This is a genomic window from Faecalibacterium sp. I3-3-33 (assembly GCF_023347295.1).
In the GTDB taxonomy this organism is placed as follows: domain Bacteria; phylum Bacillota; class Clostridia; order Oscillospirales; family Ruminococcaceae; genus Faecalibacterium.
The window spans coordinates 2,196,977-2,218,458 of sequence record NZ_CP094469.1; the positions used below are offsets into that span (position 1 = coordinate 2,196,977).

At 52.5% G+C, this 21,482-nt stretch carries 26 protein-coding genes and 1 pseudogene; 1 reads left to right on the top strand and 26 read right to left on the bottom strand.

Features of this window, described 5'->3' with window-relative positions:
• Positions 1-89: 89 nt before the first annotated feature.
• The 26 genes and pseudogenes from MTP39_RS10370 to MTP39_RS10495 all read right to left on the bottom strand — a co-directional run bounded on the left by MTP39_RS10370 (position 90) and on the right by MTP39_RS10495 (position 20,160).
• Positions 90-1,505 (bottom strand): relaxase/mobilization nuclease domain-containing protein, encoded by a 1,416-nt coding sequence (locus tag MTP39_RS10370; protein WP_118760991.1) that lies wholly within the window; start codon positions 1,503-1,505, stop codon positions 90-92.
• A gap of 79 nt (positions 1,506-1,584) precedes the next feature.
• Positions 1,585-1,878: a CD1845 family protein gene (locus MTP39_RS10375; RefSeq protein ID WP_243105699.1), complete on the bottom strand. Its 294-nt coding sequence runs from the start codon at positions 1,876-1,878 to the stop codon at positions 1,585-1,587.
• 168 nt (positions 1,879-2,046) lie between these two features.
• Entirely contained in the window at positions 2,047-2,388 is a 342-nt protein-coding gene (locus MTP39_RS10380; RefSeq protein WP_005927607.1) for a plasmid mobilization protein, read from the bottom strand.
• Positions 2,388-2,570, bottom strand: a complete 183-nt coding sequence (locus tag MTP39_RS10385) for a DUF4316 domain-containing protein (protein ID WP_003500078.1) — start codon at positions 2,568-2,570, stop codon at positions 2,388-2,390. Before MTP39_RS10385 ends, MTP39_RS10380 begins: the two co-directional genes overlap by 1 nt.
• Before the next feature lie 12 nt (positions 2,571-2,582).
• On the bottom strand, positions 2,583-3,206 hold the full coding sequence (locus MTP39_RS10390; RefSeq protein WP_005927609.1) for a hypothetical protein: 624 nt from the start codon (positions 3,204-3,206) through the stop codon (positions 2,583-2,585).
• A gap of 99 nt (positions 3,207-3,305) precedes the next feature.
• Positions 3,306-3,707, bottom strand: coding sequence for a cysteine-rich VLP protein (locus MTP39_RS10395; protein ID WP_249240468.1), 402 nt, complete (start codon positions 3,705-3,707; stop codon positions 3,306-3,308).
• 194 nt (positions 3,708-3,901) lie between these two features.
• Positions 3,902-4,549, bottom strand: coding sequence for a DUF4366 domain-containing protein (locus tag MTP39_RS10400; RefSeq protein WP_249240469.1), 648 nt, complete (start codon positions 4,547-4,549; stop codon positions 3,902-3,904).
• Positions 4,536-4,802, bottom strand: a complete 267-nt coding sequence (locus MTP39_RS10405) for a DUF4315 family protein (protein ID WP_005927622.1) — start codon at positions 4,800-4,802, stop codon at positions 4,536-4,538. Before MTP39_RS10405 ends, MTP39_RS10400 begins: the two co-directional genes overlap by 14 nt.
• Before the next feature lie 22 nt (positions 4,803-4,824).
• Entirely contained in the window at positions 4,825-6,492 is a 1,668-nt protein-coding gene (locus tag MTP39_RS10410) for a C40 family peptidase (protein ID WP_117531819.1), read from the bottom strand.
• A 279-nt stretch (positions 6,493-6,771) separates the two neighbouring features.
• Entirely contained in the window at positions 6,772-9,201 is a 2,430-nt protein-coding gene (locus MTP39_RS10415) for a VirB4-like conjugal transfer ATPase, CD1110 family (protein ID WP_050574704.1), read from the bottom strand.
• Entirely contained in the window at positions 9,119-9,505 is a 387-nt protein-coding gene (locus MTP39_RS10420) for a PrgI family protein (protein ID WP_003500106.1), read from the bottom strand. Before MTP39_RS10420 ends, MTP39_RS10415 begins: the two co-directional genes overlap by 83 nt.
• Before the next feature lie 44 nt (positions 9,506-9,549).
• A complete protein-coding gene (locus MTP39_RS10425; RefSeq protein WP_442899399.1) occupies positions 9,550-10,170 on the bottom strand; it encodes a DUF7007 domain-containing protein in 621 nt (206 codons plus the stop codon).
• 42 nt (positions 10,171-10,212) lie between these two features.
• Positions 10,213-10,635 (bottom strand): SpoVG family protein, encoded by a 423-nt coding sequence (locus MTP39_RS10430; RefSeq protein WP_117613993.1) that lies wholly within the window; start codon positions 10,633-10,635, stop codon positions 10,213-10,215.
• A gap of 43 nt (positions 10,636-10,678) precedes the next feature.
• Positions 10,679-11,545 (bottom strand): VirB6/TrbL-like conjugal transfer protein, CD1112 family, encoded by an 867-nt coding sequence (locus tag MTP39_RS10435; RefSeq protein ID WP_249240471.1) that lies wholly within the window; start codon positions 11,543-11,545, stop codon positions 10,679-10,681.
• A 41-nt stretch (positions 11,546-11,586) separates the two neighbouring features.
• A pseudogene (locus MTP39_RS10440) lies at positions 11,587-11,670 on the bottom strand (Maff2 family mobile element protein); the annotation flags it as partial.
• A 90-nt stretch (positions 11,671-11,760) separates the two neighbouring features.
• The gene (locus MTP39_RS10445) at positions 11,761-13,431 is read right to left on the bottom strand and encodes a recombinase family protein (RefSeq protein WP_119623914.1); all 1,671 of its coding nucleotides are present in this window, start codon (positions 13,429-13,431) and stop codon (positions 11,761-11,763) included.
• Complete coding sequence (locus tag MTP39_RS10450) at positions 13,432-13,629, bottom strand: hypothetical protein (protein ID WP_249240472.1); 198 nt, start codon at positions 13,627-13,629, stop codon at positions 13,432-13,434.
• 240 nt (positions 13,630-13,869) lie between these two features.
• Positions 13,870-15,207 (bottom strand): virulence-associated E family protein, encoded by a 1,338-nt coding sequence (locus tag MTP39_RS10455; RefSeq protein WP_249242056.1) that lies wholly within the window; start codon positions 15,205-15,207, stop codon positions 13,870-13,872.
• Positions 15,176-15,820, bottom strand: coding sequence for a CHC2 zinc finger domain-containing protein (locus tag MTP39_RS10460; RefSeq protein ID WP_249240473.1), 645 nt, complete (start codon positions 15,818-15,820; stop codon positions 15,176-15,178). Before MTP39_RS10460 ends, MTP39_RS10455 begins: the two co-directional genes overlap by 32 nt.
• Before the next feature lie 65 nt (positions 15,821-15,885).
• The gene (mobQ, locus tag MTP39_RS10465) at positions 15,886-17,466 is read right to left on the bottom strand and encodes a MobQ family relaxase (RefSeq protein WP_249240474.1); all 1,581 of its coding nucleotides are present in this window, start codon (positions 17,464-17,466) and stop codon (positions 15,886-15,888) included.
• Positions 17,467-17,656: 190 nt separating this feature from the next.
• The gene (locus MTP39_RS10470; RefSeq protein ID WP_118554111.1) at positions 17,657-18,037 is read right to left on the bottom strand and encodes a hypothetical protein; all 381 of its coding nucleotides are present in this window, start codon (positions 18,035-18,037) and stop codon (positions 17,657-17,659) included.
• 52 nt (positions 18,038-18,089) lie between these two features.
• Positions 18,090-18,425, bottom strand: coding sequence for a DUF3784 domain-containing protein (locus MTP39_RS10475; protein WP_118554110.1), 336 nt, complete (start codon positions 18,423-18,425; stop codon positions 18,090-18,092).
• A 31-nt stretch (positions 18,426-18,456) separates the two neighbouring features.
• Positions 18,457-19,047, bottom strand: coding sequence for a hypothetical protein (locus MTP39_RS10480; RefSeq protein ID WP_227296399.1), 591 nt, complete (start codon positions 19,045-19,047; stop codon positions 18,457-18,459).
• Between the two features lie 297 nt (positions 19,048-19,344).
• Positions 19,345-19,641: a DUF3847 domain-containing protein gene (locus MTP39_RS10485; protein WP_097786106.1), complete on the bottom strand. Its 297-nt coding sequence runs from the start codon at positions 19,639-19,641 to the stop codon at positions 19,345-19,347.
• Positions 19,634-19,975, bottom strand: coding sequence for a DeoR family transcriptional regulator (locus MTP39_RS10490; protein ID WP_249240475.1), 342 nt, complete (start codon positions 19,973-19,975; stop codon positions 19,634-19,636). The genes MTP39_RS10485 and MTP39_RS10490 overlap by 8 nt, the downstream gene beginning before the upstream one ends.
• The gene (locus MTP39_RS10495) at positions 19,972-20,160 is read right to left on the bottom strand and encodes a hypothetical protein (RefSeq protein WP_005930722.1); all 189 of its coding nucleotides are present in this window, start codon (positions 20,158-20,160) and stop codon (positions 19,972-19,974) included. Before MTP39_RS10495 ends, MTP39_RS10490 begins: the two co-directional genes overlap by 4 nt.
• Before the next feature lie 483 nt (positions 20,161-20,643).
• On the opposite strand from MTP39_RS10495, the gene MTP39_RS10500 reads away from it, so the two are divergent.
• Entirely contained in the window at positions 20,644-21,450 is an 807-nt protein-coding gene (locus MTP39_RS10500; protein WP_009296084.1) for a helix-turn-helix domain-containing protein, read from the top strand.
• The last annotated feature ends 32 nt before the right edge of the window (positions 21,451-21,482 follow it).

Below are 21,482 nucleotides of genomic sequence, written 5' to 3' on the forward strand. Positions count from 1 at the left end.
GCGGCTTGTTGGGGCTCGCCCCAAACCCGTATCTTCGGGCCAACATGGCCCGAAGTGTCAGCGTCGCTTTGCTCCTTATTTTCATAACCTTAACGCTCCTTTTCCTGCTTTCTTCCCGGCTCGGTGTAGCCCATCAGAGTGTCAATGTTCGCCTTGATTGTGACGATCTCCTGCATATCCCGTCGTGCCTTCTGGTATTCTCCATAGAGCTGTTTTTTCTTTGCTGTGAGCTTACGGCCTTCTTCCTTCAGCACATCCATTTTGGGGAGCTTCGCCCCGCCCAGCAGAGAGCGCATTTCCGTTTGTGCAGCCCGGTACAGTTCAAGGTCGGCCTCATGCTCCGCAAGGAATTTCCGGCTGTACTTCGTCGCCTTATACTGCTCAAAGACTGGACGGGTTTTGGCATACTGAACCGTTGCGGCCTTTAGCCCGGCATTGGTTTTCATGGCCTGTTCCGTCTGCTTGATCTGCTCGGAAATGGCATGAAAACGGTCTGCTGCCTCGGTGGCTTTCTGTGCCAACTGCTCATAATCGGTCAGGCCATTGTCCTGTATATAAGCAAGGGCAGCAGCCATCTGCTTAATGTTAAATACCTTCGCCCAGCGTTCATATCCCGGCCCCTTACCGGCAGCCAGCTTTGCTTGAATATCCACCGCCAGACTGATTTTCCGCTCCGAGCGCCCGGTGCGTTTTTCTTTGCCCTCAATGGCGGACAGAACATCTTGCAAGTCGTAGCCGTCCCCCAGCGTGGAGGCACGCAGACGGGTGAAGCGCTCCTGTCCCTGCCCGGTCAGCCGGAAGCTGATACCGCCGCCCCGAACCGTCTTGACCTCATACCCGGCCCGCTTCATCAAATTGAGAAATTCGTCCAGATCAGCGGGGCGTTCCGCCAGCGCAGTATCAATAGCAAGGCGCAGTCGGTCCTGATAGGAAAGCGGTCCTTTCCGGTCTTTCTGCCACTCCCCATAGTTCCGATACTTGCTCTTGCTCCGGGGCTTCGGGTTCTCCACGATGGACAGCCCGTTTTCAAGGCACAGCCTGTCAGAGAGCCGCCGAAGGGCGAAGCTGGAGCCCCAAAAATTTCGGAATTTCCGGGTGCAGTCAAGGGTGGTGGAGTTGTAATAAATGTGACAATGGATGTGCTGCTTATCGGTGTGCGTGGTAACGATAAAAGCGTGCCGCCCCTTTGTCCAGCGCATAGCCAGCTCATAGCCGATACGGTTCGCCTCCTTCGGGGTGATCTCGCCCGGATAGAAGGATTGTCGTATCTGATAGCACAGCACATTATTTTCTTTCTTCTGTTCCCGGCCCGTCATAGCAGCATAGCTGGCCTTTGCCAAAAGGAACTCGTCCGCCACGGTGGCCGGATCACATTCATAAGCGGAGATATACTTTCCGCTTTCTGTTTTCTCCGGGTCCTTGCCATAGTCCAGACAATCCCGGATAGCCTCAGCAATCGTTTCGCCTTCGCCCGCATGGCGCTGTAACAAAGTTGTGGTAGCCAAAAATCATTCCTCCTTTCCATGAGAAAGGGGCGGCCCATTCAGACCGCCCCGACTTCGGGCCAGTATGGCCCGAGGCTGCTTAACTTGCCAGAAACCGGTACAGAGCGGATTTGCCTCCGTCCAGCGCCCAAAGAAGGGAGCCCGCCGCCGCTTGCAGTCCATACGGCGAAAGAAGGAAGGCAAGAAACAGAAATACAATCCCGCCTATGGGCGTCGGCGTGAAAAAGAGAGCGACACCCAGCACCGCCAGGATCACAGAGGCAATCGTCAGCAGGACGGCACAAATATCAAATAGGAACACCAGCAGAGCCGCCAGAAGGGACAACGCCAAAGCAAAGGGAGCAACCAATATTTTCAGCAGTATCTTCATCATCAAAACCTCCTTTATTCTTTCTATCTCTATTTTATCATGCTTGCCCGGGGACATAAATGTTGCGAAAGATTAGTAAATCCTGTCCCAAACTTTTGGGTCATACTGGCCCGAAGTGGTAAAAAAAGAGCAGGGCGGCAAGCCCCACAACGGAAGCCTGCCGCCCTCGTCTTACTTTGCCACCAGCTCGGAAAGCTCCCGCAGCACCTTTGACACCTCGCCCCACAGCTTTTCATAGTCCCGCTTCAATCCGTCGATTTCCTCCGGGTACACGCCATAGGTGTGTGCGTGTACGGCGACCTGATTGAGATTGTTGGAACAGCGCCGTTGCAGAGAGATCAGCTCTTTTACGGGCGTAAGGTCGATGTGCAGGATATACCCGTTCAGAGCCATTTTCCGTACATAAGCCCCGGCGTTGGAAATGCCCGCCTCGGCCATCCGCTCATGGATGGCCGCCAGCTCGTCCGGTGTTACCATGACGTGCAGATGGACATTCCGCTTGCGGTTCTCCATCAGCGTTCCAGCTCCCGGCCTTTCCGGCGTTCTTTGGGCTCCTTTACCTTATCCAGCGGTTTTGCGTCCAACTCCGGGGGCGTGGGCGGGATGGGCGTGTTGTTGGGTACGCCGTCGATCATGTTGCAGTTCTGCTCTGTGGAGAGCTCGGCGGTTTTCAGATAGTTGTCTTTTTCGTGCATGGCGATCCTCCTTTATCGTTCCTCATGGTTTTTATGGTTTCGCTTCTGGCCGGGTTCCTTCGGGGGTTCCTGCCCTCTGGTTTCATCTTTGAGCCGGGCAGTAATGGATGGGCGCACCCGGTCAGGATTGCCCGGTGCTGGTTTCAGCTCATAATCCTCCATCTGCTTTTCGGTCAGCGGCTTTGCGTAGGTCAGTTCGCCCCATGCCATCAGCCTGCCGTCTGCCACAGGACGCCGCCTGTCATCATCGTAGTTGACGATGGAAAGAGGCTGGTTATCCGGCGGCTTCGGGTAAGTTCCTATGTCCACGGGCCGCTGGGTGGAATAATAGCGGTAAACGCCCTCCGGTCCCAGCTCGGTATGCTTGACCGCCGCATGGTAAAACTGCTGATAGTCGTCCACCCGGCGGTCAAAGTCCCTCTGCGCCCACGCCTGACTGGTTCCATAGCGGCCCCAGTAGTAATCCCGATGGCCGTTTTCCCCCTCGGTAAACTGCCAGGTCACAAAGGGGCTCGGCGCTCCCGGATTATGCCCCAGCGCAAAGCCGTGTCCGGTTTCAAAGGTGGCAGCTTTCAAAATCACATATCCTTGTACTGTCTCCAAGAGATTCCTCCTTTCTGTGCCTCGGGCCAACATGACCCGAAGTGCTGGATGTTACGAAATAAGAGGGCAGACCGGGGAGGAATGTAATAAGATATTCCCACCCCGGAAACACCCTCAAAAAAGCCCGGAATGTCAAGCCTTTGGAGGCGGCAAATCGTAACAGCCGCCCGGCCTTTTCTCCCGCATTTTCCTCATGCGTTCCCGGCTTTTCCGGCGGTTCCCTTCGGTCTTGCAGGCGTCGGAACAGTAGGCTTGACGCCCCTCGGGCCAAAATGCCTTTCCGCAGACCGCACAGGCCCGCAGCTCCGGGGAGATGCCTTCCGTTGTCAGCGACGCTTGAAGCTCCGGGTTAAGGGGCAGGACAGCCTCACGGAAGTAACGGCAGTACGCCCCTGTCCAGCACTTGTGCAGTATATAACAGGCACAGTCCAGAGGAAGGCACAGGCCGCTTTCCCTGTCATAGTTGGCACACATCCCCGTGACCAGAGAACGGATTTTCTTCTTCTCGTCACGGGTCAGCTCCCGGGCGTCCATTTAAGACTTCGGGCCGCGATGGCCCGAAGGGCGGGGCTCCACGATCAGCGCCCGGAACTTCTTCCGGCACTGTTTTTTCTTTCCTTTGCACTCCTTGTAGTAACGGCATCCCTTACAAGGGTTGTCATTGTCCCAGCCGGGGTGCGGTACTTCCTTCATCATTCGTTCAAAAGGGCTGCTTGTAAAATTCATTCTCATTCCTCCGTATCTTCCTCCCACGGCGGGGTATCTTCGTCCTCGGGTTCCTCTGCGATCTCCTCCAGCTCCCCGTCCTCATATTCGCAGTAATCATCTTCCAAATCCGGGGCCTCATGCTTCGGCTTGTAAATCTTGAAATAGTAACCAATCCCACCGCCGGCCAGCACCACCGCACCAATCAGGAGCAGAGAGAGAAGGGGGCTGTCCTTTTTCTCCGGCTCGGGTTCCGGTACTTCCTCCACCGGTTCAGTGGGCTTTGGCTCTGGCTCCGGGGTCACTTCTTTGGGCGGTTCCTTACCCTGTTCGGCAAGAGGCAGAAGGTCGTCTGTGGTAACGGTATTGAGGAAATAGACGTTCTCGCTGGTTTTCTGTTTGTCGATCACCAGATAAAACACGCTCTCGTCTGCGGTGGTGATGGTGTAGAACTCCTTTCCATCCTCGTCGGTGGCGTTGTCCACCACGGTTCCCGTCCCGTCCGGGGTAAAGGGGTTCTGGGTTTCCGGCTCTGCTTCGGTTTCTGTCGGGGAGGGAGCTGTCTCCGGCTGCGGCTCGCTGCTCTGTGCATAAGCCGGGACTGTAAAGATCAGGCAACACAAAAGGCTGGCAGCCATCGCCGCCAGCCTGCGGTATTTAATTTTCTTCATGGGCTGTGTCCTCCTTTTCGGGTGCCTCCGGCTTCGGGTCAGTATGGCCCGAAGCGGTAAGGCTGTTTTTGGGGTCATTCAGAAAAGCCATAAGCTGGGCGGGCGTCAATTTGAGGGAGCGCACCGCCTGCACGATCTGGCTGTTTTCTTCCTCCTGTTTCTGCTTTTCCAGCTCCCGGATTTTGGCCTGCCACTCGGCAGCCTTCTCCCGGGCTTTTTCCAGTTCCTTATCGAGCTTGTCGATCTTGTTCATGCAAGGACTCCTTTCCTCTGGCTCACAAACGCCCGAAGGCATAGAAATGTGTCTGCCAGTAGCTTGAATTGATGTTTGCGTATTGGATGGGCGAACCACAATGAAGCATCATCCCGTCGCCCACATAAATCCCCACATGGGACACAGGGCCGGGGCTGTCATAGGTTCCCGTGAAAAAGATAATATCGCCGGGCTTTGCCTCGGAGGGGGAAATGATAGCACACTGGTTGTAAATGCCCTGCGCCGTGGTACGGGGCAGGTTGTGGACGCCGCTGGCCGTGTACACCCAGCAGACAAAGCCCGAACAGTCAAAGGAGGTGGACGGGCTGGAGCCGCCCCACACATAGGGCCAGCCGATGTACTTTGTGGCTTCTTCCATGAGCGCCGCAAAAGCCGGGTCATCCAGTGCCTCGCCGGGTATCTCATAGCTGGGGCCGGTATCTTCGCCGCCGTTGTAAATCCCCTCCCACAGATAGGGCTTGTTGCCTTTGAGCTGCTGCATAACGGTGTATATCTGCCTCTGCTGTTCGTCAAGCCTCGGCAGGATCACGGCGGGCAGCGTCTTGTTTGTGAGGGTCACATTTAAGATGTAATACTCATAGGGGACTTCCTCGGTGGTGGTTTCCCCGGTCTCCGGGTCGGTGCTGGTTTCGGTGCGGTAGCGTATCTCGACTTCCTCCGTCAAGGTCAGCTCATACTGTGCCTTGAAGATCTCCCGCAGTTCGTCCTGCACCTGTTCCCGGAAATACACATGGTACTTTGCAGAGAGATAGGACGCCAGCTCATAAGGGTTATGGCCGATCTCGTCCACGGAATAGCGGTACTCGTCATAGCCGGGATGGGTGCTTTCGATGTTCGTTACCGTCTGCGCCAGCTCGTTTTCCAGCGCTGTGTAGTCCTCGTCCGCCCCCAGCAGGTCCGTATCCTCCGAGGCGTAGGAGGTGCCGGATAACGCATTGGCAAGGCCGCTGCCAAGCGTGGGGAAAATGGAACTTACCGCCGACACAAGAAAACAGAGCAGCAACAGCAGGAGCAGGACCAGCACCGCCACGGGATGACGGGTCACAAACTGCGCCGCCCGACGGGTCGCAGTTCCCGAAGCGGCAGCGGTTTTCTTTGCGGTCTTTGCGCCCTGTTTTGCAGCCGCCTTTGCTTCTTTGGAATACCGGCGTTTCAGTTTCCATTTCTGCTGCACACGGGAAAGCGGATTGCTGGCAAGCTCCGGGTGCTCGGAGGCCATCTTCTGAAAATCCATATTGGCCCGGGCTTTTATGTCCTTCCGTTCCCATTTTGCCACCTTCCGGGCCGGGTGCTCCCGCCAGCGGCGTTTGGCATAGCGGGTCAGTTTCCGGGCTCCGGCCTCGGCCACAAGTTCCGACTTATGGGCTCCTTCCACACCCACATTTTCATGCTCAACTTCGTGGATCTTGTTGTGGACATAGAACCATGCTTCTGTACGGGCTCCCCGGACAGCTTTCTTCGCAAGCCCCGGCGGCTTCTGCGCCGCCCGTTTCGCCTCGACCTTATCCAGCTTCTCCCGGGCCTTTCCCAGCTTTTCCCCGGCACGCTCCGCTTTGGCCTGCGCCTTCTGGTACTTGTCCTTTTTACTCCCGGCCTTCTCGGCGGAGCCCTCCGGCTCCTGTGCCCTGCCGGTATCCTGCGGCCTGCTCGCTTCATCCTCCTGCCTCATGCGGTCAGAGGGACGGCTTTTGCGGCTGTCCTCTTGAAACTTGCCGCTTTTGGACTTCGGGCCATCATGGCCCGAAGGACTGTCCTGCCCGGCATCCTCGTCCTCAAACCGCAGACGTCGGGACGGTGCGGGGGAAGGTCCTTCCCGTTCTGCCGGTCCGGGGCGATTGTCCCCGGTATCCTCCGTCGGCCCCGGCCTTTGAAAATTCCGTTTGTCCGGTTTCTTTCCGATAATGTATCCCTCCTTTCCAAACCTCGGGCCATCATGGCCCGAAGTGTGTTACGCCCGGTTCATTTCCTGTTTTTTGTCCTCCGGGCGGGTGGTCATAATGGCGTACAGCTCGGTATTCTGCGGGAAGCGGTCAACAAACGGGATGGTGGTATTCCCGAAGAACAGCAGCCCTTCGCCGGAATTGGTATGGGTCACATAGGAAAGCTGGTGGGGGCTGATCCCAAGCTGTTTGGCTAAAATCTGCCGGTCCCCCTGTGCCTGCGAGAGCAGCACAAGGAAGTCCGAGTTTTCAAAGATGTTCTCGATCTCCGGGCTTGCCAGAAAATCCTTTACATTCTGCGTTAAAGCACTCGGAACGCACCCTTTTTTTCGCAGCATTTTCCAGATCGCCACACAATAGCTTGCCGTCAGACGGTCACGGAGCAGCACATGAAATTCGTCAAAGTAACACCATGTGGCGATACCGCGGAGGAAATTCATGGACACCTGCGAGTTTACCAAGTCCTGCATAATGAGCATGGCAATCGTCCGAAGCCCGGCCCCCAGCTTTTTTAAGTCAAGGCATACCAGACGGCGGTTTAAGTCCACATTGGTTTCATGGTTGAACACGTTAAGGGAGCCCGACACATAAATTTCAAGGGCCGTCGCCAGCCGCACCGCCTCGCCCTCCGGCTGGGAACAGAGCAGGTCATACAGGGTTTGGAGGGTCGGCATTTTGCTTGTTTCCGGGTCCTGCAAGTGTTCCCGGTACATCTGGCGCACACAGCGGTCAATGACGGTACGCTCCACCGGCTGCAAGCCGTCCTTGCCGCCGACGATCAGCTCCATCAGCGACAGGATAAAGTCGGCTTTCAGTGCCATCGGGTTTTCCTCGTCAAAGCTCAAATCAATGTCCATCGGATTGATGTGGTGGGGGCTGTCCGGTGCGATCTCGATGACCTGTCCGCCCAGCCGCCTGATAAGGGGCGAGTATTCGCCCATCGGGTCCACCACGATAATGCGGTCTTTTGTGGCAAGGAACACGTTCACAAGCTCCCGCTTTGCGGCGAAGGATTTACCGGAGCCCGGCACACCGAGGAACAGGCCGTTGGGGTTTTTGAGCTTTTTCCGGTTTGCCATGATGACATTATGGGAAAGGGCGTTGAGCCCGTAATAGACGGCTTCGCCATCCATGCGGAGCTCCTGCGTCATAAAGGGAACGAAAATGGCCGTGGAGCTGGTGGTCATGCCGCGCTTGATCTCAATGCCGTTATGGCCCAGCGGAAGGCTGGAAAGAAAACCGTCCTCCTGCTGGAAGTCCAGCCGCTTCAAGGTGCAGTTGTATTTCTGGACGATACCGGACACCGTGAACAGGTCGTTGTCCAGCTCCCGGCGGGTCGGGGCCATGTTTACCACAAGGAAGGTCAGAAGGAACATTCTTTCATTCCGGCTCTGTAAATCTTCCAAGAGGGTCTTTGCGTCGTTGCTGTACGTTACAAGGTCAGGCGGGAGTATGTCCATGTCGTACCCTGACCGGGCTGCCTTTTTTTGTTCCTCCACTTTCATCTTGTCAATGTCGGAGACTTTGGCCTTGATGGATTTTACGGCGGCGGCCTGATCGACGGTCTGGATATGGAGGGTAATGGTCATTTCCGCATCCATTTCCAAAAGCTCCGCCAGCAGCTTGTCCGAGAGCTCCGAGGCCAAAATCTGCAAGTAAGAGGCAGCGCCCCAGGTCGTCCCCACCCGGAACAGTCGGCTGAAACGGAAATCGAAGCTGTCCGGGGCGATAAAGTCTTTGGTGGAAAGCCCGGTTTTGGGGATCATATCCCATGAAAACCGGAAGGGGGAGCCGCTGCCGGGGTGGAGTTGCCCGTGAAGAAGCTCCAGCCGTTCCAGCCCCGAAAGGGAACGGCACTTGACGCCCAGCTTTTTGAAGTTCCCGCAAATGTCCGCCTCTACACGTTCCAGCCTTGCCCTGGCGGTGGGAAGGTCGTCCACGTTCACGCCGAAGGTCAGGAGCTTTGTGCGGACAATGCCGTTGTTGCTTTTGGCGATCTGGTTTTCCAGCATTTCCACATACTCACACCGGACGCTGTTGTAATCATCGTCCTGCATGGGGATGTTCACGCTGTACCGGCTGCCCGGGCGGCTCCGGTGGTTGAGGAAGGAAAGCTGGAACGGAAGGCTGCTGTCAAAGTAGTTGAGGCAGGCGCTCCACCCGTCAAAGATGGCTGCCTGATCTTCGGACTGTGCGAGCTGGTAGTTGATGTCCTCGTATTCAATGGTTTTGGTGTAATAGCGGTCCGCTACCCGGCACACCCCGTCCCGGTACATTTCCCGGTAAGGGAGGGTCTGCTGGGCGGTGGTGGGAATGTTCTTTCCTTTCGTGAACAGGCCGGTAAGGCCCTGCTTTTCAGGCTTTCTGCCTGCGGGCTTTCCGGCCCTTCTGCTGTTTCGCAATCGGCTGCGCCTCCTTTCTGGCGCTAAGCAGCGCATAGAAGTTTTCGGTTTTGTAAGGCCGCACACGGGGATAGAGGAACCGGGTGCGGATGATGTTTTTCAGCACTTTTTCCAGCGGCAGACCGTCTCGTTCATACATAGCCAGAAAGAAGAACGGGAGCATGAGGCCGATCATCAGGAACATGGCGGCACTGTTCCCGATACTGCCACGGGAAAACAGGTAAGCCGGGAGGCCCACCGCCGCTGCGCTGGAAAAACAAACAAGCTGGCGCTTCGTTAGGTTGAAGGCCAGCTTTGTCTTGATTTTGGAAAGGTCTTTTGGTACTGGCACATAGGCCATTTTGGTACACCTCCTTTATTGCTTCGGGCCAGCATGGCCCGAGGTTATCTTGCGGCCTCTTTGGCCGGGGTTGTACTGCGGGCGGCTTCGGCGGCCTCTCGTCCGCTCTGCCTTGCCCGCCAGTATTCGGGGTGATACTGCCGGATGGACTGATTGAGTTTTTCTTCAAACTGTTCTTTGTCCTTAATGCGGTCAGGGATGTTCCACAGTTTTTTGTCCAGCAGCTCCCGGAGCACCACACTTTCCTGTGCGTCCTCCTCATAGCAAATATAGCCCTTATCCTTGAAGCCGCACTTTTTCGCCGCCGGGGAGAGGACGGCGGCTACCTCGTTTGCCACCATCGTTCCGCCGTGGCTGGCGGTAGATACCAGAAACACCCCCGGATAGAGGGTTTCACAGCTCTGCACCTCGCCCCACGGGGAGTTTTTCGGCGCATGGAACATTCCGCCCGTCCGGCTCCGGTCCGCCTGCATGAGTGCTGCCTTTTCTAAGATGGCTTTCAGTTCCGGGGAAAAATAGGCATATTCCCGAAGGACACGGGCGGCGTCCCCGCCGCAGGCGTTCATCAACAGGGTATAGGCGTCGCTGTCCGCTTTGGTACAGCGGCCCAGCAGTTTTCCGTCATAGTAGCAGGCCGCGTCATAGCCCGTCCGTTTGCGTGGCATGGTTCCCGCCTCCTTTCTGCTTCGGGCCAGCATGGCCCGAGATCAACGCTCTGCGCTGCGGCTGGGTTTTTCCTTCGGAGGCCGTTCTGCCTTTGCCTGTTCGGCAGCCGCTTTCCCGGCTTTGAGCTGGTCGCTGATAGACGCACGCCCCACAGAGCCGCGCTCCGCCATCTGTTCCAGCTTTGCCTCATAGGCTTGCAGAACAGCGGTATTGAGCTGTTCCCGGAACTCCTTTGTGACAGGGTAGGCCATATCCCGGTAGCCGCCTTTTCCGTCCGGCTGGCTGGGCATCCCAAGAAAGAGGCCCTTGCTGCCCTGTACGATTTTCAGATTTTCCACCACAAAGCAGTCATTGAATTTCACGCTGGCAAAGCCCATCAGATTTTTCACAGGTTCGATGACCCGCACGCTTACATCCAGCTTTATAGGGGCGGCTGGTGTTCCGCCCGCAGTTTTTTCCTGCATGGATTTCTCCTTTCCGCTTCGGGTCAGCATGGCCCGAAGTCTCTTAATGGCAGCCGAAGATGGATTTTGCAAGACTGCCTGTTTTGAATAAGGTAAAACACAGCAACACCGTATATCCCACGCATCCCCAGATCGCCCCGATGGGGTCGCCGTCGGTGGCGATACTCTGGATCAGCACCGCATAGATGGCGACACAGACTAAGATCAATAGACCTTGAAAGCCCACCGCAAAGAGGGAGCGGAAATAGTTCTGCCCCATGTGTCCGGTTTCCCTGTTGGGGACTGTGGCAAACGGGATAGGCGCTAAACTTGTGAGTAAATAAATTTCAATCATACGGCCATATACGATGACGAAAATCACGATGTTTAAGGCAATCATGGTAAGCTGGATCAGGAAGGACTGGAGCCAGAGTCCGAACAGAGGGCCTAACTCCATCGCCTCAAGCTCTGTCCGCAGACTGTCCAGCACATCCGGCGTGATTTCTGTCCCGTTCTGGATAATGCCCGCTGACTGCTGGATCACATGCTGGCTCACATCAAAGACCGCCAGCACGATATTGAAGGTATTCGTCAGGATCATCACAGCCACAAAGGTTTTGAACACCCACTTAAAAAACATCCATGTGTCAACTTCATGGAGGTTGTTGCGTTCTATGAGCATCTGTATCAGTTCATAGGTCATAACAAAAGTGAGGATGACCCCGGCGATTGGCAGAATGGCAGTTTCAGAGATCTGTCGTATCATGGAAAAGACCCCGGCGTTCCAGTCCGCCGGGGTCGTGCCTACCTGTGTGGCGATTTCGCCAACGCTCTGATTGATGTTATCGAAAAGACCGTCCAGATTCCCCATGATACCATCGACGAGCAGACCTTTCAGCCATTCAACGATTGCGTCGATGATAAAGTCCATATATCAGCTCCTTTTCTGGAAAAAGGGACAACGGGTGACATTTAGCTGAACAGCCCGGACAGCAGAGGGATAAGCTGAAGGCCGATCAGAACGACACCGCCGCCCGCCATGAGCTGTTTTATCCCCAATTAGGTGTAAAACTCTGCTCGATGGCGGGCGGCGGCGTACAAAAAATCTATATGGTGTTTTTAAGAGAACCGTCCCGGCGGGACAGGTCAGGCAGTGACCTGTTCCACCTCTGGGATGGGTTTGAGATTAAAATGAATTTCGATAGAAATGTGTCTTGTTTTATCTTCGTCAATGCGCTCATGCACGACGATTTCTTTGATTAAGCGGTTAAGGGTGGCTGCGTCCAGCTCTGTGATGTTGGCATATTCCTGAATGGCTTCCACCCATTGTTTTGCGTCATTGGCAAGCTGGACTTCATCAGACAGCCGCTTTCTGCCCTCTGACACTTTTGTTTTAAGCTCCGTCTGCTCGGTCTGTGTCTTTTCCAGCATGGTGTTGAAATTCTGCTCACTGATACGCCCTGCAATCATATCCTCATAAAGCCGCATGACCATTTTGTCCAGAACCTCAATCCGTTCCTCGTCCCTTGTAAGGGAGCGTTCCATTGCTTCCCGCTGTTCCCGCTGCTCGGCTTCACAGGTATTGGTCAGGCGGTCAGCAACCGCTTCCCCGTCCATCAGGGCAGCTCTGGCACATTCCCGGATTTTCCGCAGCACATGGCTGTAAAGGGTGTCATAGTCAATCCGGTGCTGGGTGCAGTGGTTCTTTCCAAAGGCATTGTAGGTCTTGCAGGAATAAATCTGCTGGGGATGTTTTGCGTTTGTGTAGCGTACCGTCAGCGACTTCCCACACTCGCCGCATTTTAACAGTCCGGCAAACAGGCTGATTTCATTAGTCTGCCCCGGACGCTGGCGGGATTTCAGCTTGTTCTGCACAATATCAAAGCTCATGCGGTCAATCAGCGGTTCATGCTGCCCCTCCACCACAATCCAGTCCTCCGGCTTCTTTTCCCCAATCGTGCCGATTTTGAAACGGTAGTCCTTTTTCTGGGAAGCAATCGCCCCGGTGTAGACGGGATTCATCAAAAGGTCTTTGATAACGGAGAAGTCCCACATATACCGCCCGTTTTCCGGGTCTTTCTTTTCCCATTTGGTGCGGGTATTGCGAAGCCCCCGTTCCCGGTTCCACCATGTGGGGCAGGGGATTTTTTCTTCCTCCAGCCGTCTGCGGATATAGTTCGGACCATGACCGTTCAGGGCATATCCGAAAATCAGCCGCACAATCGGGGCGGTTTCCTCGTCAATGAGCAGATGGTTTTTGTCCTCCGGGTCTTTCCGATACCCAAACGGGGCAAGACACCCGGTAAACTGTCCTTTCTGCGCTTTCAGAAGATAAGAGGAATGGACTTTCTTGGAAATATCCTTGCTGTACATCTCGTTCAGGATATTCTTGAACGGGGCGATGTCGTTGTTATCCCGCAGGGTGTCGATACCGTCATTCATGGCGATATAGCGGACACCGTTTCTTGGGAAAAAGTCCTCAATCAAATGCCCGGTTTGCAGATAGTTCCGCCCCAGTCGGCTGAGGTCTTTCGTGATGACAAGGTTGATTTGCCTGCGCTCAATGGCTCTCAACATTCTCTGTAAATCAGGACGCTCCATATTAAGACCTGTGAAGCCATCGTCCTGATAGACTGCCACAACCTCCCATCCCTGCTTTTCGCAGTATTTTTCCAGCATATCACGCTGATTTGCGATACTGGCACTTTCGCCTTGCAGGTCATCGTCCTTTGACAGTCTGCAATAGACCGCTGCACGATACCCTCCGGCAAGTGCTGAACCGATTGTTCTGTATTCCATTTCGTTCATCATAGCCATTTACCCACACAATCCAGACGGTATCTGGCTCTTTTGAACCTCATCTTCATTATACTTCAATTCTTTCTTTTTGGCAAGATATTCTTTTGCATTTGTCTTGCCGTATTTCTGGGAAATCAGGCTGACGAATACATCGGTTGCGTCCAGTTCCCCGTCAAACACCGTTGTAACATGAATCTCTGTTTTGTTTTTTGCCATAGGCAGTTATCCTCCATACATGAAAATAGCCAGACAGAGGGTGTCGGCAACGAAGTCCGGCAACGGGCTTCAAAAGACCTTGCAAACAATCTCAGTCTGGCGATAATACTATTTATACTTTTCTTTTATTTTTCTGTTGTTTTGGTTGTCATAAGGGAGAAAAGCCCGGAAATAAGGGATTTTCCCCGGCAACTGGCTCGGCAACGGAATAGCAACAGGGTGTGCAACGGGCTGTCATTTTCAGAATGGAAGCTCCATCTGTTCTGTGACCTCCACAAAACCGTCCATCATTTTTTCAGACGGGTTGCCGGGCTCCGTTGCCGGGTTTTCACGCTCCCAGCCCTTTTGTCTGCCATATTCGGGAAACATTCTTGGGTTTGGAAAGTACCTCCACCCGGAAATGCACTGGTTCATAATCTCGTTGATTTCCCGGATTTCCCATTGCTTCGGTTCGTCAAAGGCATGGTTTAAGGCTTCCTTGTAGAGCTGCTTGGAACAGACCATGCTCCCGGTGTACTTATCAAGATACGCCTGTATCATTCCGGCTTTGGTGTCCTCCGGCATAAAATCCCGCTGGTGTTCTTTGAGATACCGCTGCATGGCGGGGCTGAAAGCCAGCTTGAACCTGCCGCTTCGGTAAATCTCCATCGCTTCCGCCCACATCTGCTCAATATAGGCTCTGGAAGCAGCTTCGTCCTCCAAAATGTGAACCTCGGCTTGCTCCGGGTACACCATGACGGGGATAAAGCGGCGGTTGCCGGAACGGTCAAGGGGCAGGAAGTCAAGGGCATTGGAAGTGCCGCCAAACACGCACTGACGGGGGCGGTCTGCCGGGTGGGTTTCATAGGGTATCTTGTAAACCTCTTTCTGCCGGCTTAAAAATGACTTGATTTCCTCAATGCTCTTGGCGTTTGCGGTTGCCATCATTTCCGACATTTCGATAATCCAGTGACCTTGCAGCTTGCGATACACATTGTCATCGTCCAGCTTCCGCAAATCATCGGAGAACCACTCGTCCCGGACTGCCAGCAGACGGAAGAAGGTGGACTTGCCAGCCCCCTGACCGCCTACCAGACAGAGCATGATTTCAAACTTACACCCCGGCTGAAAGGCTCGTGAGATTGCACCCAGCAGGAACAGCTTCAACGCTTCATAGGTGTAATCGTCTGCGTCAGCCCCCAGAAAGTGCCGCAGACAGAAACGGATTCGTTCTGTCCCGTCCCACACAAGGGCACTTAGGTAGTCCCGGATGGGATGGTACTTGTTTTCATTCGCCACAATCCCGATGGCGTTATCAATCTTTTTCTCATTGGTAAGCCCGTAGGTTTCTTCCAGATAGAGAAGCAGATACTTCATGTCCGTATCGTTCAGGGCGGTGCTTTCTCTGTGGAAGCCGATGGGCTTTATGATGTCCTTGCGGTCAGTTAGAATGTTGTATGCGATAGCCCCGGAAAGCAGAGGGTCACGCTGGAATACGGTCAGGCAGTTCCGGATGCTCTGACGGACACCGCCTTTCTCGGTGGTTTCCAGCCCCGCCTTGATTTCCTCAATGCTCTGGGGCGGCTGCATGGCGTTCATGGTGTTTTTTAGTTCCTGCTGCGTCTGCGGCTGCAAGCTCTGCCATTCGCTGTTCAAGCTGTATCACATCCTTTCCGTAGTCCGTAATCAAAGCCGCTTTTTCCTCTGTCTCCCCGAACAGCAGCACATCCAGCAGATATTCCACTTGGTCTTGCTTCTGTAAGGCTTCCACAAACCGGGGATGAAAGGCTTCCTCCGGGGAGTGCGGGGCGTAGTCCGTTCTCCATGCCATAAGCAAGTGAAGATAATCGGTAAGAATACGGAAGCAACGGTTTTTTGCTTCCTGAAACTGTTCCTCCGGGGATTTCTGCCGGGGCTTGGGCTTTTTTACCTTCCCCGGCGGTTTCCAGTCCTCATAGGAAAGCCCGAAGTCCTGTGCCAGCTGTACGGCAGCTTCTTTCTTTCCCAGCCCATACAGGGCGGCGGCAAAATCAATCACATCCCCATCCGCACCGCAGCCGAAGCAGTGGTAACGCCGATCCAGCTTCATGCTTGGGGTTTTATCGTTATGGAACGGGCAACAAGCCATCCCGTTCCGACCTACATGGATTCCATAATGCTCCGCAGCCTGTCTTGTTGTGACGGACTGCTTCACAGCTTCAAATACATTCAAATCTATCCCTCCTTGAAAATAAGAAAAGCACCTGACATTCTCTGATTGAAAATGGCAAGTGCCTGTTAAAGTTCCATATCCTGTTGTTTGTGTTTTGTCTGCACCGGGGCAGTTCTTTGTGCTTTTTTCTCGTCCGCCTTATCCTGCAAGACTTCCTTGATAGGCTGCTTCTTGGGCGGCTCTTTGCTTTCCTCTGTGCCGGGTGTGGCTTTCCGTACCCAGTAGCGGATGTCCCGCAGTTTCTTCAAGTCCTCCTGTACCTCGGTCAGCGGTACTTTCAGGTCTGCGATTTCGCTGAGAAGCGTTTCCTGCTCCTGTTGCAGCTCCTTTTTCGTTTTATCCTTATCGTCCGGGTGCTTGGCAAGGTAGGCGGCGGCTTTCTCATACCGGGCAACCTCCAGGTGTTCCTGCTTGAACGCTTCCTTTGTTTTCTTGAAAAATATCTTCTGGTACTTCTCATAGACAGGCTTACATTCCTTGCAGTCTGTCCGGCTGGCAAGAATCCCGTCAATCACTTTGCTTCGGGCTTCCTTTGGCTTCATCTGATTGCGGTAATCTGCGGCTGATTTCCCGGAGGATTCCAGAAATGCTTCTAAGTCCTCCACAGTGGAAAGCCCCTTTTGCCGGAGATAGGACAGGGCTTCGCTGACTGCCTTTAAGTCCTGTGAAGTCCCCCGGTTCTGTCCAGCCCTTGTCCAGTCCTTCCGTTCTTCCTTTCGTATCGCCATATACTTCATCAGCAGATTGGGAAGAAGTGTCGCTTCCTCCGCCGCCTTTTGTGCAAGCAGCTCTTTCCGTTTTTCGCCCAGCTCGGTAATCCAGCCTTTGAGGTTTTGGATAAGCTGCCGGATGGACTTCATCAGATTGTTGGCAGCTCTGATTTCCCGGTTCAGGTTTCCGATATTCGTCTGGATACCCCGCTTTTCCATCTGCCGGACAGCAGCTCCCTCATGGACAGTAGGGACTATATCAAGCCCCTGTCTGGCATAGGAACGCAAGTCCACACGCTCCGGGCGGTCATTGGCTTCCAGATAGCGGTTCTGGATGACCTCCCATTCATGCCGCCAGATTTCACAATACTTCTGGTCGTTCCAGTCAACCGTATCCTCCTTGTGGCTTTTCCATCTGCCGGACGGAAGTTTGATCCGTTCCCCATTCTCGTCAAGGTCATAAACCTTGCGGCTCTTGGGAAGCCATTTCCCATGTTCGTCCATTGCCCTCATAGTGAGCAGGACATGGGCGTGGGGATTGTGTCCCGGCGGATGGGGGTCATGGATTGCAAAATCAGCAATCATGCCTTTGGAAACAAACTGCTGCTCACAAAACTCCCGTACAAGGACAGCGTACTGGTCAGGCGGTATCTCTCTGGGAATGGTAAGCACCCACCTCCTTGCAAGCTGGGAGTTCCATTGTTTTTCCACAGCTTCGGCGGCGTTCCATAGGGTATTGCGGTCTGCATACTCCGGCGGGGCATTTGCCGGGAGCAGGATTTCATTGTGGACGATACCACGCTTTTCCGGGTAGTGCTTCACTTGCTGGTCGTATTCACAGAACAGCTTTTCGCCACTCTGGTAAGCAGCGGCGGCAACCGCAGACTGTCGCTGGCTGCGCTGCACAATCGTGATTTCGTTGTGTGGACAGGGCATTTCGTGTCCCTCCTTTCGGTAATTGGTGGATGGGGTGGCGTTTTACCACCTCATTTTGGGCAGAAAAAAAGCAGGAGACCTTTTTCAGATTTCCTGCTCGGTGTGCCGCTGTATGGGCGGCGGGTATTTAGTTGTAAAAGTTCGGGGCAAGTTGCCCCGATGTGAAGCTGACAAACTGGAAATTATCGCTTTACTTTTGTTGTATCTTAGCCAAAACACTTTCTATTACAAGTGTTCCTGTTATAAAGGCTCCTACAAGGGTATAGTAGTCTAAGCCATACATCAATGGCAAAAGAGAAATAACTACCGTAATAATGGAAAGGACAAACAATGCTTTGAGAACACATTTCTTCTTCAATGAAAACAATGAAAGTAAGAAGATGGCAACAGTAAGTGTGGCTGTAATAAGTGGAGCAAAATTTGCATAGCCAAACGGTGTAAGGCTAAAGTATGAGAATGTTTCTTTTACTCTTTCTGTTGGAGATGTTGCAAAAATACAAACTGCTCCCAAGGGTAATAATTCTAACACTATTGTTAAAGCTGGCAAAACCGCTAAGCAGACTTTCTTCATGTTGTATATCTCCTTTACAAATTCCGATTTTCTTAATTCTACAAACTTGAATTTATTTTAATAAATATTTTTCAAATGCTTTGTGCGTGTCAAAGTGAACCTCTTTGAAAAATAAAACGAGCCAAATAATAAAAGCCGGAATAGCCATATATGGTGTTAAAAAATAAGACAACACTGCTCCTACTAACATTATGCCAGCCCATGTAAAACACTGATTTTTTATATCACGAGAAATATGAGCTTTATCATACAATGCCTGTTCTTCTTTCGGTAACGAATTAAATCCCGAAACAAATTTAGCCGCTCTTTCTTTAAATATTGCAAATAACACTCCTATAATCACAAATGGAATAACCAAAACTCCACATAGCCAAAACCCTATATTCATAGCATATTCCTCCTTCACAAATTGGAAGTTGTTAGTCGCTATCTTGTTTGCGGTTAAATTCAAAAACGACAGGTTCAAATTCAACTAAATGCTTATCTTGGGTGTTAGTTCCTTTAGGGTTCTCTATGCCGGTAACTTCATAGTATTCATCACTGTATTGTATTTTACTACCATCAAAATCTTTTTGAATGGATTTGACATATTCAAACGGATTTTCTATTGGTAACAAACTTAATGCCCGCTGTAGCTGTTGTACCGCTGTCCTCTGCTCATCGGTCAGTATTTTTTCTTCGTTTGCCATGTGTTCTTCAAATTTATTTTTATCCATCCAAACGATTTGCTCCAATGGGTTAGCAGTACCACAAGCCAAGATTAAACGGATAAAATCTTCAAAATTTGCCGCTAATGGATATACATTTTGGTCTACACAACTTTCTGGATTGCAGGCAAATACCATTTCTCCATATTCCGGCAAAAAGCAATACAGAATACATCCTTCAAATCCGATTGGATTTGCGTTGACGGGATAGCAAAAATACGGGTCTGCAATATCTCCATATTCTAAACATAAAGATCCCTTATCTATGGGAAGTGCCATATACTTTTCGTAAATTGTTTCCATTGATGTGCCTCCACAAAATTCCGATTTGTTGTCATCTTCATTATACTTCATTGGCTATCGAAAAGATAGCATATTTTATGAAACTTGTCGGCTGGGAACAGCTTGCAACGCAAGGTGTCCCCAGATGGCAAGTCCACAAAAGGGTAGCTGGCGGCAGCCAGCGCAGGGGAAGCGTAGCGTCCCCTGTTTGATTTGGAGCAGACCATGACTGCGGAAAATCACAGCCCTCCGGCGAGGAGCCTTCGGAGAACGCAATGCACCAACCTCTGGGTGGTGTATAATTGCGCCCTTAGTAAACTAAGGGGTTTCCGGCTTCTTCCGTTCCAGCAGTTTTTTCAATAGTTCCTGCGTGTCCTGCCTGTGAAAAATGAGTTTCAACAACAGCATGACATCATCATCTGTCAGGCGTTCCGGCTCTTGCAGAAAACTTTCCAGCATACCGCCACGAGTACAGAGCCGGTGCGTCCGTTCCTTTCGGGTAAGCTGCTTTAACTGGTGCTGCAATGCCTTTTCATCGTTGATGGCTTTCCGCAGTTTCTTTTCGCTTTTCTCCAACTCCCGGTTGAGCTTTTCCAGCTTTGAGGTATCAGGCAAGGGCAGCGTCCTCCTTTCCCGGTATCAGCACATAAATCCTGTTTGGTTCTCCAACGCCCTGACGCACCCGCATGATAAGTCCGGCGGTTTCCAGTTCATTCAGAGAACGCTTGACCGTCATGGGACTGCGGGACAGGACTGCGGCAATGGCTGTGACAGGGAAGCAGACAAACAGGATTCCGTTCTCGTCCTCCTGACCTTTGGAGAGCATAGCGTCCAGCATCCGGCAGTACATGACCTTTGCGGTGCTGCTGACTGGAAATCCTGTCAACGCTCCGGGAAAGGGCATACAGGGCGGCAATGGTGTGTCTATCGTCATAAATTCAAAATTCATTCGGTGTGTTCCTCCTTTTTCTTTGCTCGTTTGGATAAATAACGGGGGCAGTCAATCACAACCGCCCGGAAGCTCTGCCTGCACCCATGCTGGCATTTCCGGCATAATTCGTTGTAAGTGACACGCCCCCGGTCATTGAGGTAAAAGGAAAGCTCATGCTTCCTCTTTTTGCTCATTCTCGGCATATTGTGTTTCCTCCCGTTTTAGTGTATGGTTTCGGGGCGATTTTCGGCAAAATTACAGCCATAGAGCCGATTAAAATCTCCCGAAGTATCAGCGATAGGGTAGACTATCCCCCTATCAGATTGTCGTGTTTCGGTATCATTTCGGTGTCAGTTCGCCAGTTCTCCCCGGTGTCGTTCCTCCCCTGAATCTCACAGCGGCGTATCGCTCCCTTTGGTACGCTCGTTTCGGTCAGGGTTCCTCCACATCCCTGCCAAAAGTCATGGCACTACATCGCCGGGGAAGCATATCCCACACAGGCTGGTCATTCGATTGGAATAATCCATCGATGAACTACCTGTATCATAGAACATTTTTGTGCCCTGTGCCGTATGTCCACAAAGTAGGAATTAGGGGTAAAAATCAGAAATTTCCACGATTGCGGAAAGTGTGATATAATCCAGATAAGCGGCAGCAATGAAACCATTGGAAAGGAGCGTGCGCCCATGAAAGGAGCAACAAGCATACAGGAACGCCTTTGGGAACTCCGCAAGGACAAAGGCTTAAATCTGGAAGAACTATCAAAGCTGACAGGCATTTCCAAATCAGCTCTTGGAAGTTATGAAAAAGAGGATTTTAAGGAAATCAATCATGGCAACCTTATCACGCTGGCAGACTTCTATGGGGTCTCTGTTGATTATCTACTGTGCCGGACAGAGAACAGGGAGCAGATCAACACACCATTGACGGAGCTGCATTTGAATGATGAGATGGTGGCACTGCTGAAAAGCGGTCGGATTAACAACCGTCTGCTCTGTGAGCTTGCTACACATAAAGATTTCATCAAGTTTCTTGCAGACATTGAGATTTATGTGGACGGGATTGCTACCATGCAGATTCAAAACCTCAATGCACTTGTCGATACCGTCCGGCATGAAATCATTGAACGGTATCGCCCAGGCGAAGATGACCCGCATTTGAAAGTGCTGCAAGCCGCCCATATCAGTGATGATGAGTATTTCAGTCACATGGTTCTGGATGACCTCAACCTGATTATCCGGGATATTCGGGAAGCCCACAAAAAGGACAGTGAGAGTGCGCCCCAGACCACCGTTGCCGATGAATTGAAAGAAAATCTCGAAGCAGTCGAAAATTTCAAGGGCAGCCGGGATGAAAAGCTGGTTGTCCTTTACTGCAAGCAGCTCGGTATCAACTATAAAAATCTGTCAGACGAAGAATTTCGCTGGCTGATTCGGATTCTCAAAAAATCAAAGAAAATGGGAACGCCTATCAGCCAGAGAAAAAAACGGTAAAAAAAACCGCTGTTGCATGGTTGGGGTGCCTT

Excerpts from the sequence above, each read along its gene's own strand:
- MTP39_RS10375 (WP_243105699.1), bottom strand. The coding sequence starts at position 1,878 with ATGATGAAGATACTGCTGAAAATATTGGTTGCTCCCTTTGCTTTGGCG.
- MTP39_RS10380 (WP_005927607.1), bottom strand. The coding sequence starts at position 2,388 with ATGGAGAACCGCAAGCGGAATGTCCATCTGCACGTCATGGTAACACCG.
- MTP39_RS10385 (WP_003500078.1), bottom strand. The coding sequence starts at position 2,570 with ATGCACGAAAAAGACAACTATCTGAAAACCGCCGAGCTCTCCACAGAG.
- MTP39_RS10390 (WP_005927609.1), bottom strand. The coding sequence starts at position 3,206 with ATGTTGGCCCGAGGCACAGAAAGGAGGAATCTCTTGGAGACAGTACAA.
- MTP39_RS10395 (WP_249240468.1), bottom strand. The coding sequence starts at position 3,707 with ATGGACGCCCGGGAGCTGACCCGTGACGAGAAGAAGAAAATCCGTTCT.
- MTP39_RS10400 (WP_249240469.1), bottom strand. The coding sequence starts at position 4,549 with ATGAAGAAAATTAAATACCGCAGGCTGGCGGCGATGGCTGCCAGCCTT.
- MTP39_RS10405 (WP_005927622.1), bottom strand. The coding sequence starts at position 4,802 with ATGAACAAGATCGACAAGCTCGATAAGGAACTGGAAAAAGCCCGGGAG.
- MTP39_RS10410 (WP_117531819.1), bottom strand. The coding sequence starts at position 6,492 with ATGAGGCAGGAGGATGAAGCGAGCAGGCCGCAGGATACCGGCAGGGCA.
- MTP39_RS10415 (WP_050574704.1), bottom strand. The coding sequence starts at position 9,201 with ATGCGCTGCTTAGCGCCAGAAAGGAGGCGCAGCCGATTGCGAAACAGC.
- MTP39_RS10420 (WP_003500106.1), bottom strand. The coding sequence starts at position 9,505 with ATGGCCTATGTGCCAGTACCAAAAGACCTTTCCAAAATCAAGACAAAG.
- MTP39_RS10425 (WP_442899399.1), bottom strand. The coding sequence starts at position 10,170 with ATGCCACGCAAACGGACGGGCTATGACGCGGCCTGCTACTATGACGGA.
- MTP39_RS10430 (WP_117613993.1), bottom strand. The coding sequence starts at position 10,635 with ATGCAGGAAAAAACTGCGGGCGGAACACCAGCCGCCCCTATAAAGCTG.
- MTP39_RS10435 (WP_249240471.1), bottom strand. The coding sequence starts at position 11,545 with ATGGACTTTATCATCGACGCAATCGTTGAATGGCTGAAAGGTCTGCTC.
- MTP39_RS10445 (WP_119623914.1), bottom strand. The coding sequence starts at position 13,431 with ATGGCTATGATGAACGAAATGGAATACAGAACAATCGGTTCAGCACTT.
- MTP39_RS10450 (WP_249240472.1), bottom strand. The coding sequence starts at position 13,629 with ATGGCAAAAAACAAAACAGAGATTCATGTTACAACGGTGTTTGACGGG.
- MTP39_RS10455 (WP_249242056.1), bottom strand. The coding sequence starts at position 15,207 with ATGAACGCCATGCAGCCGCCCCAGAGCATTGAGGAAATCAAGGCGGGG.
- mobQ (WP_249240474.1), bottom strand. The coding sequence starts at position 17,466 with ATGCCCTGTCCACACAACGAAATCACGATTGTGCAGCGCAGCCAGCGA.
- MTP39_RS10470 (WP_118554111.1), bottom strand. The coding sequence starts at position 18,037 with ATGAAGAAAGTCTGCTTAGCGGTTTTGCCAGCTTTAACAATAGTGTTA.
- MTP39_RS10475 (WP_118554110.1), bottom strand. The coding sequence starts at position 18,425 with ATGAATATAGGGTTTTGGCTATGTGGAGTTTTGGTTATTCCATTTGTG.
- MTP39_RS10480 (WP_227296399.1), bottom strand. The coding sequence starts at position 19,047 with ATGGAAACAATTTACGAAAAGTATATGGCACTTCCCATAGATAAGGGA.
- MTP39_RS10490 (WP_249240475.1), bottom strand. The coding sequence starts at position 19,975 with ATGAATTTTGAATTTATGACGATAGACACACCATTGCCGCCCTGTATG.
- MTP39_RS10495 (WP_005930722.1), bottom strand. The coding sequence starts at position 20,160 with ATGCCGAGAATGAGCAAAAAGAGGAAGCATGAGCTTTCCTTTTACCTC.
- MTP39_RS10500 (WP_009296084.1), top strand. The coding sequence starts at position 20,644 with ATGAAAGGAGCAACAAGCATACAGGAACGCCTTTGGGAACTCCGCAAG.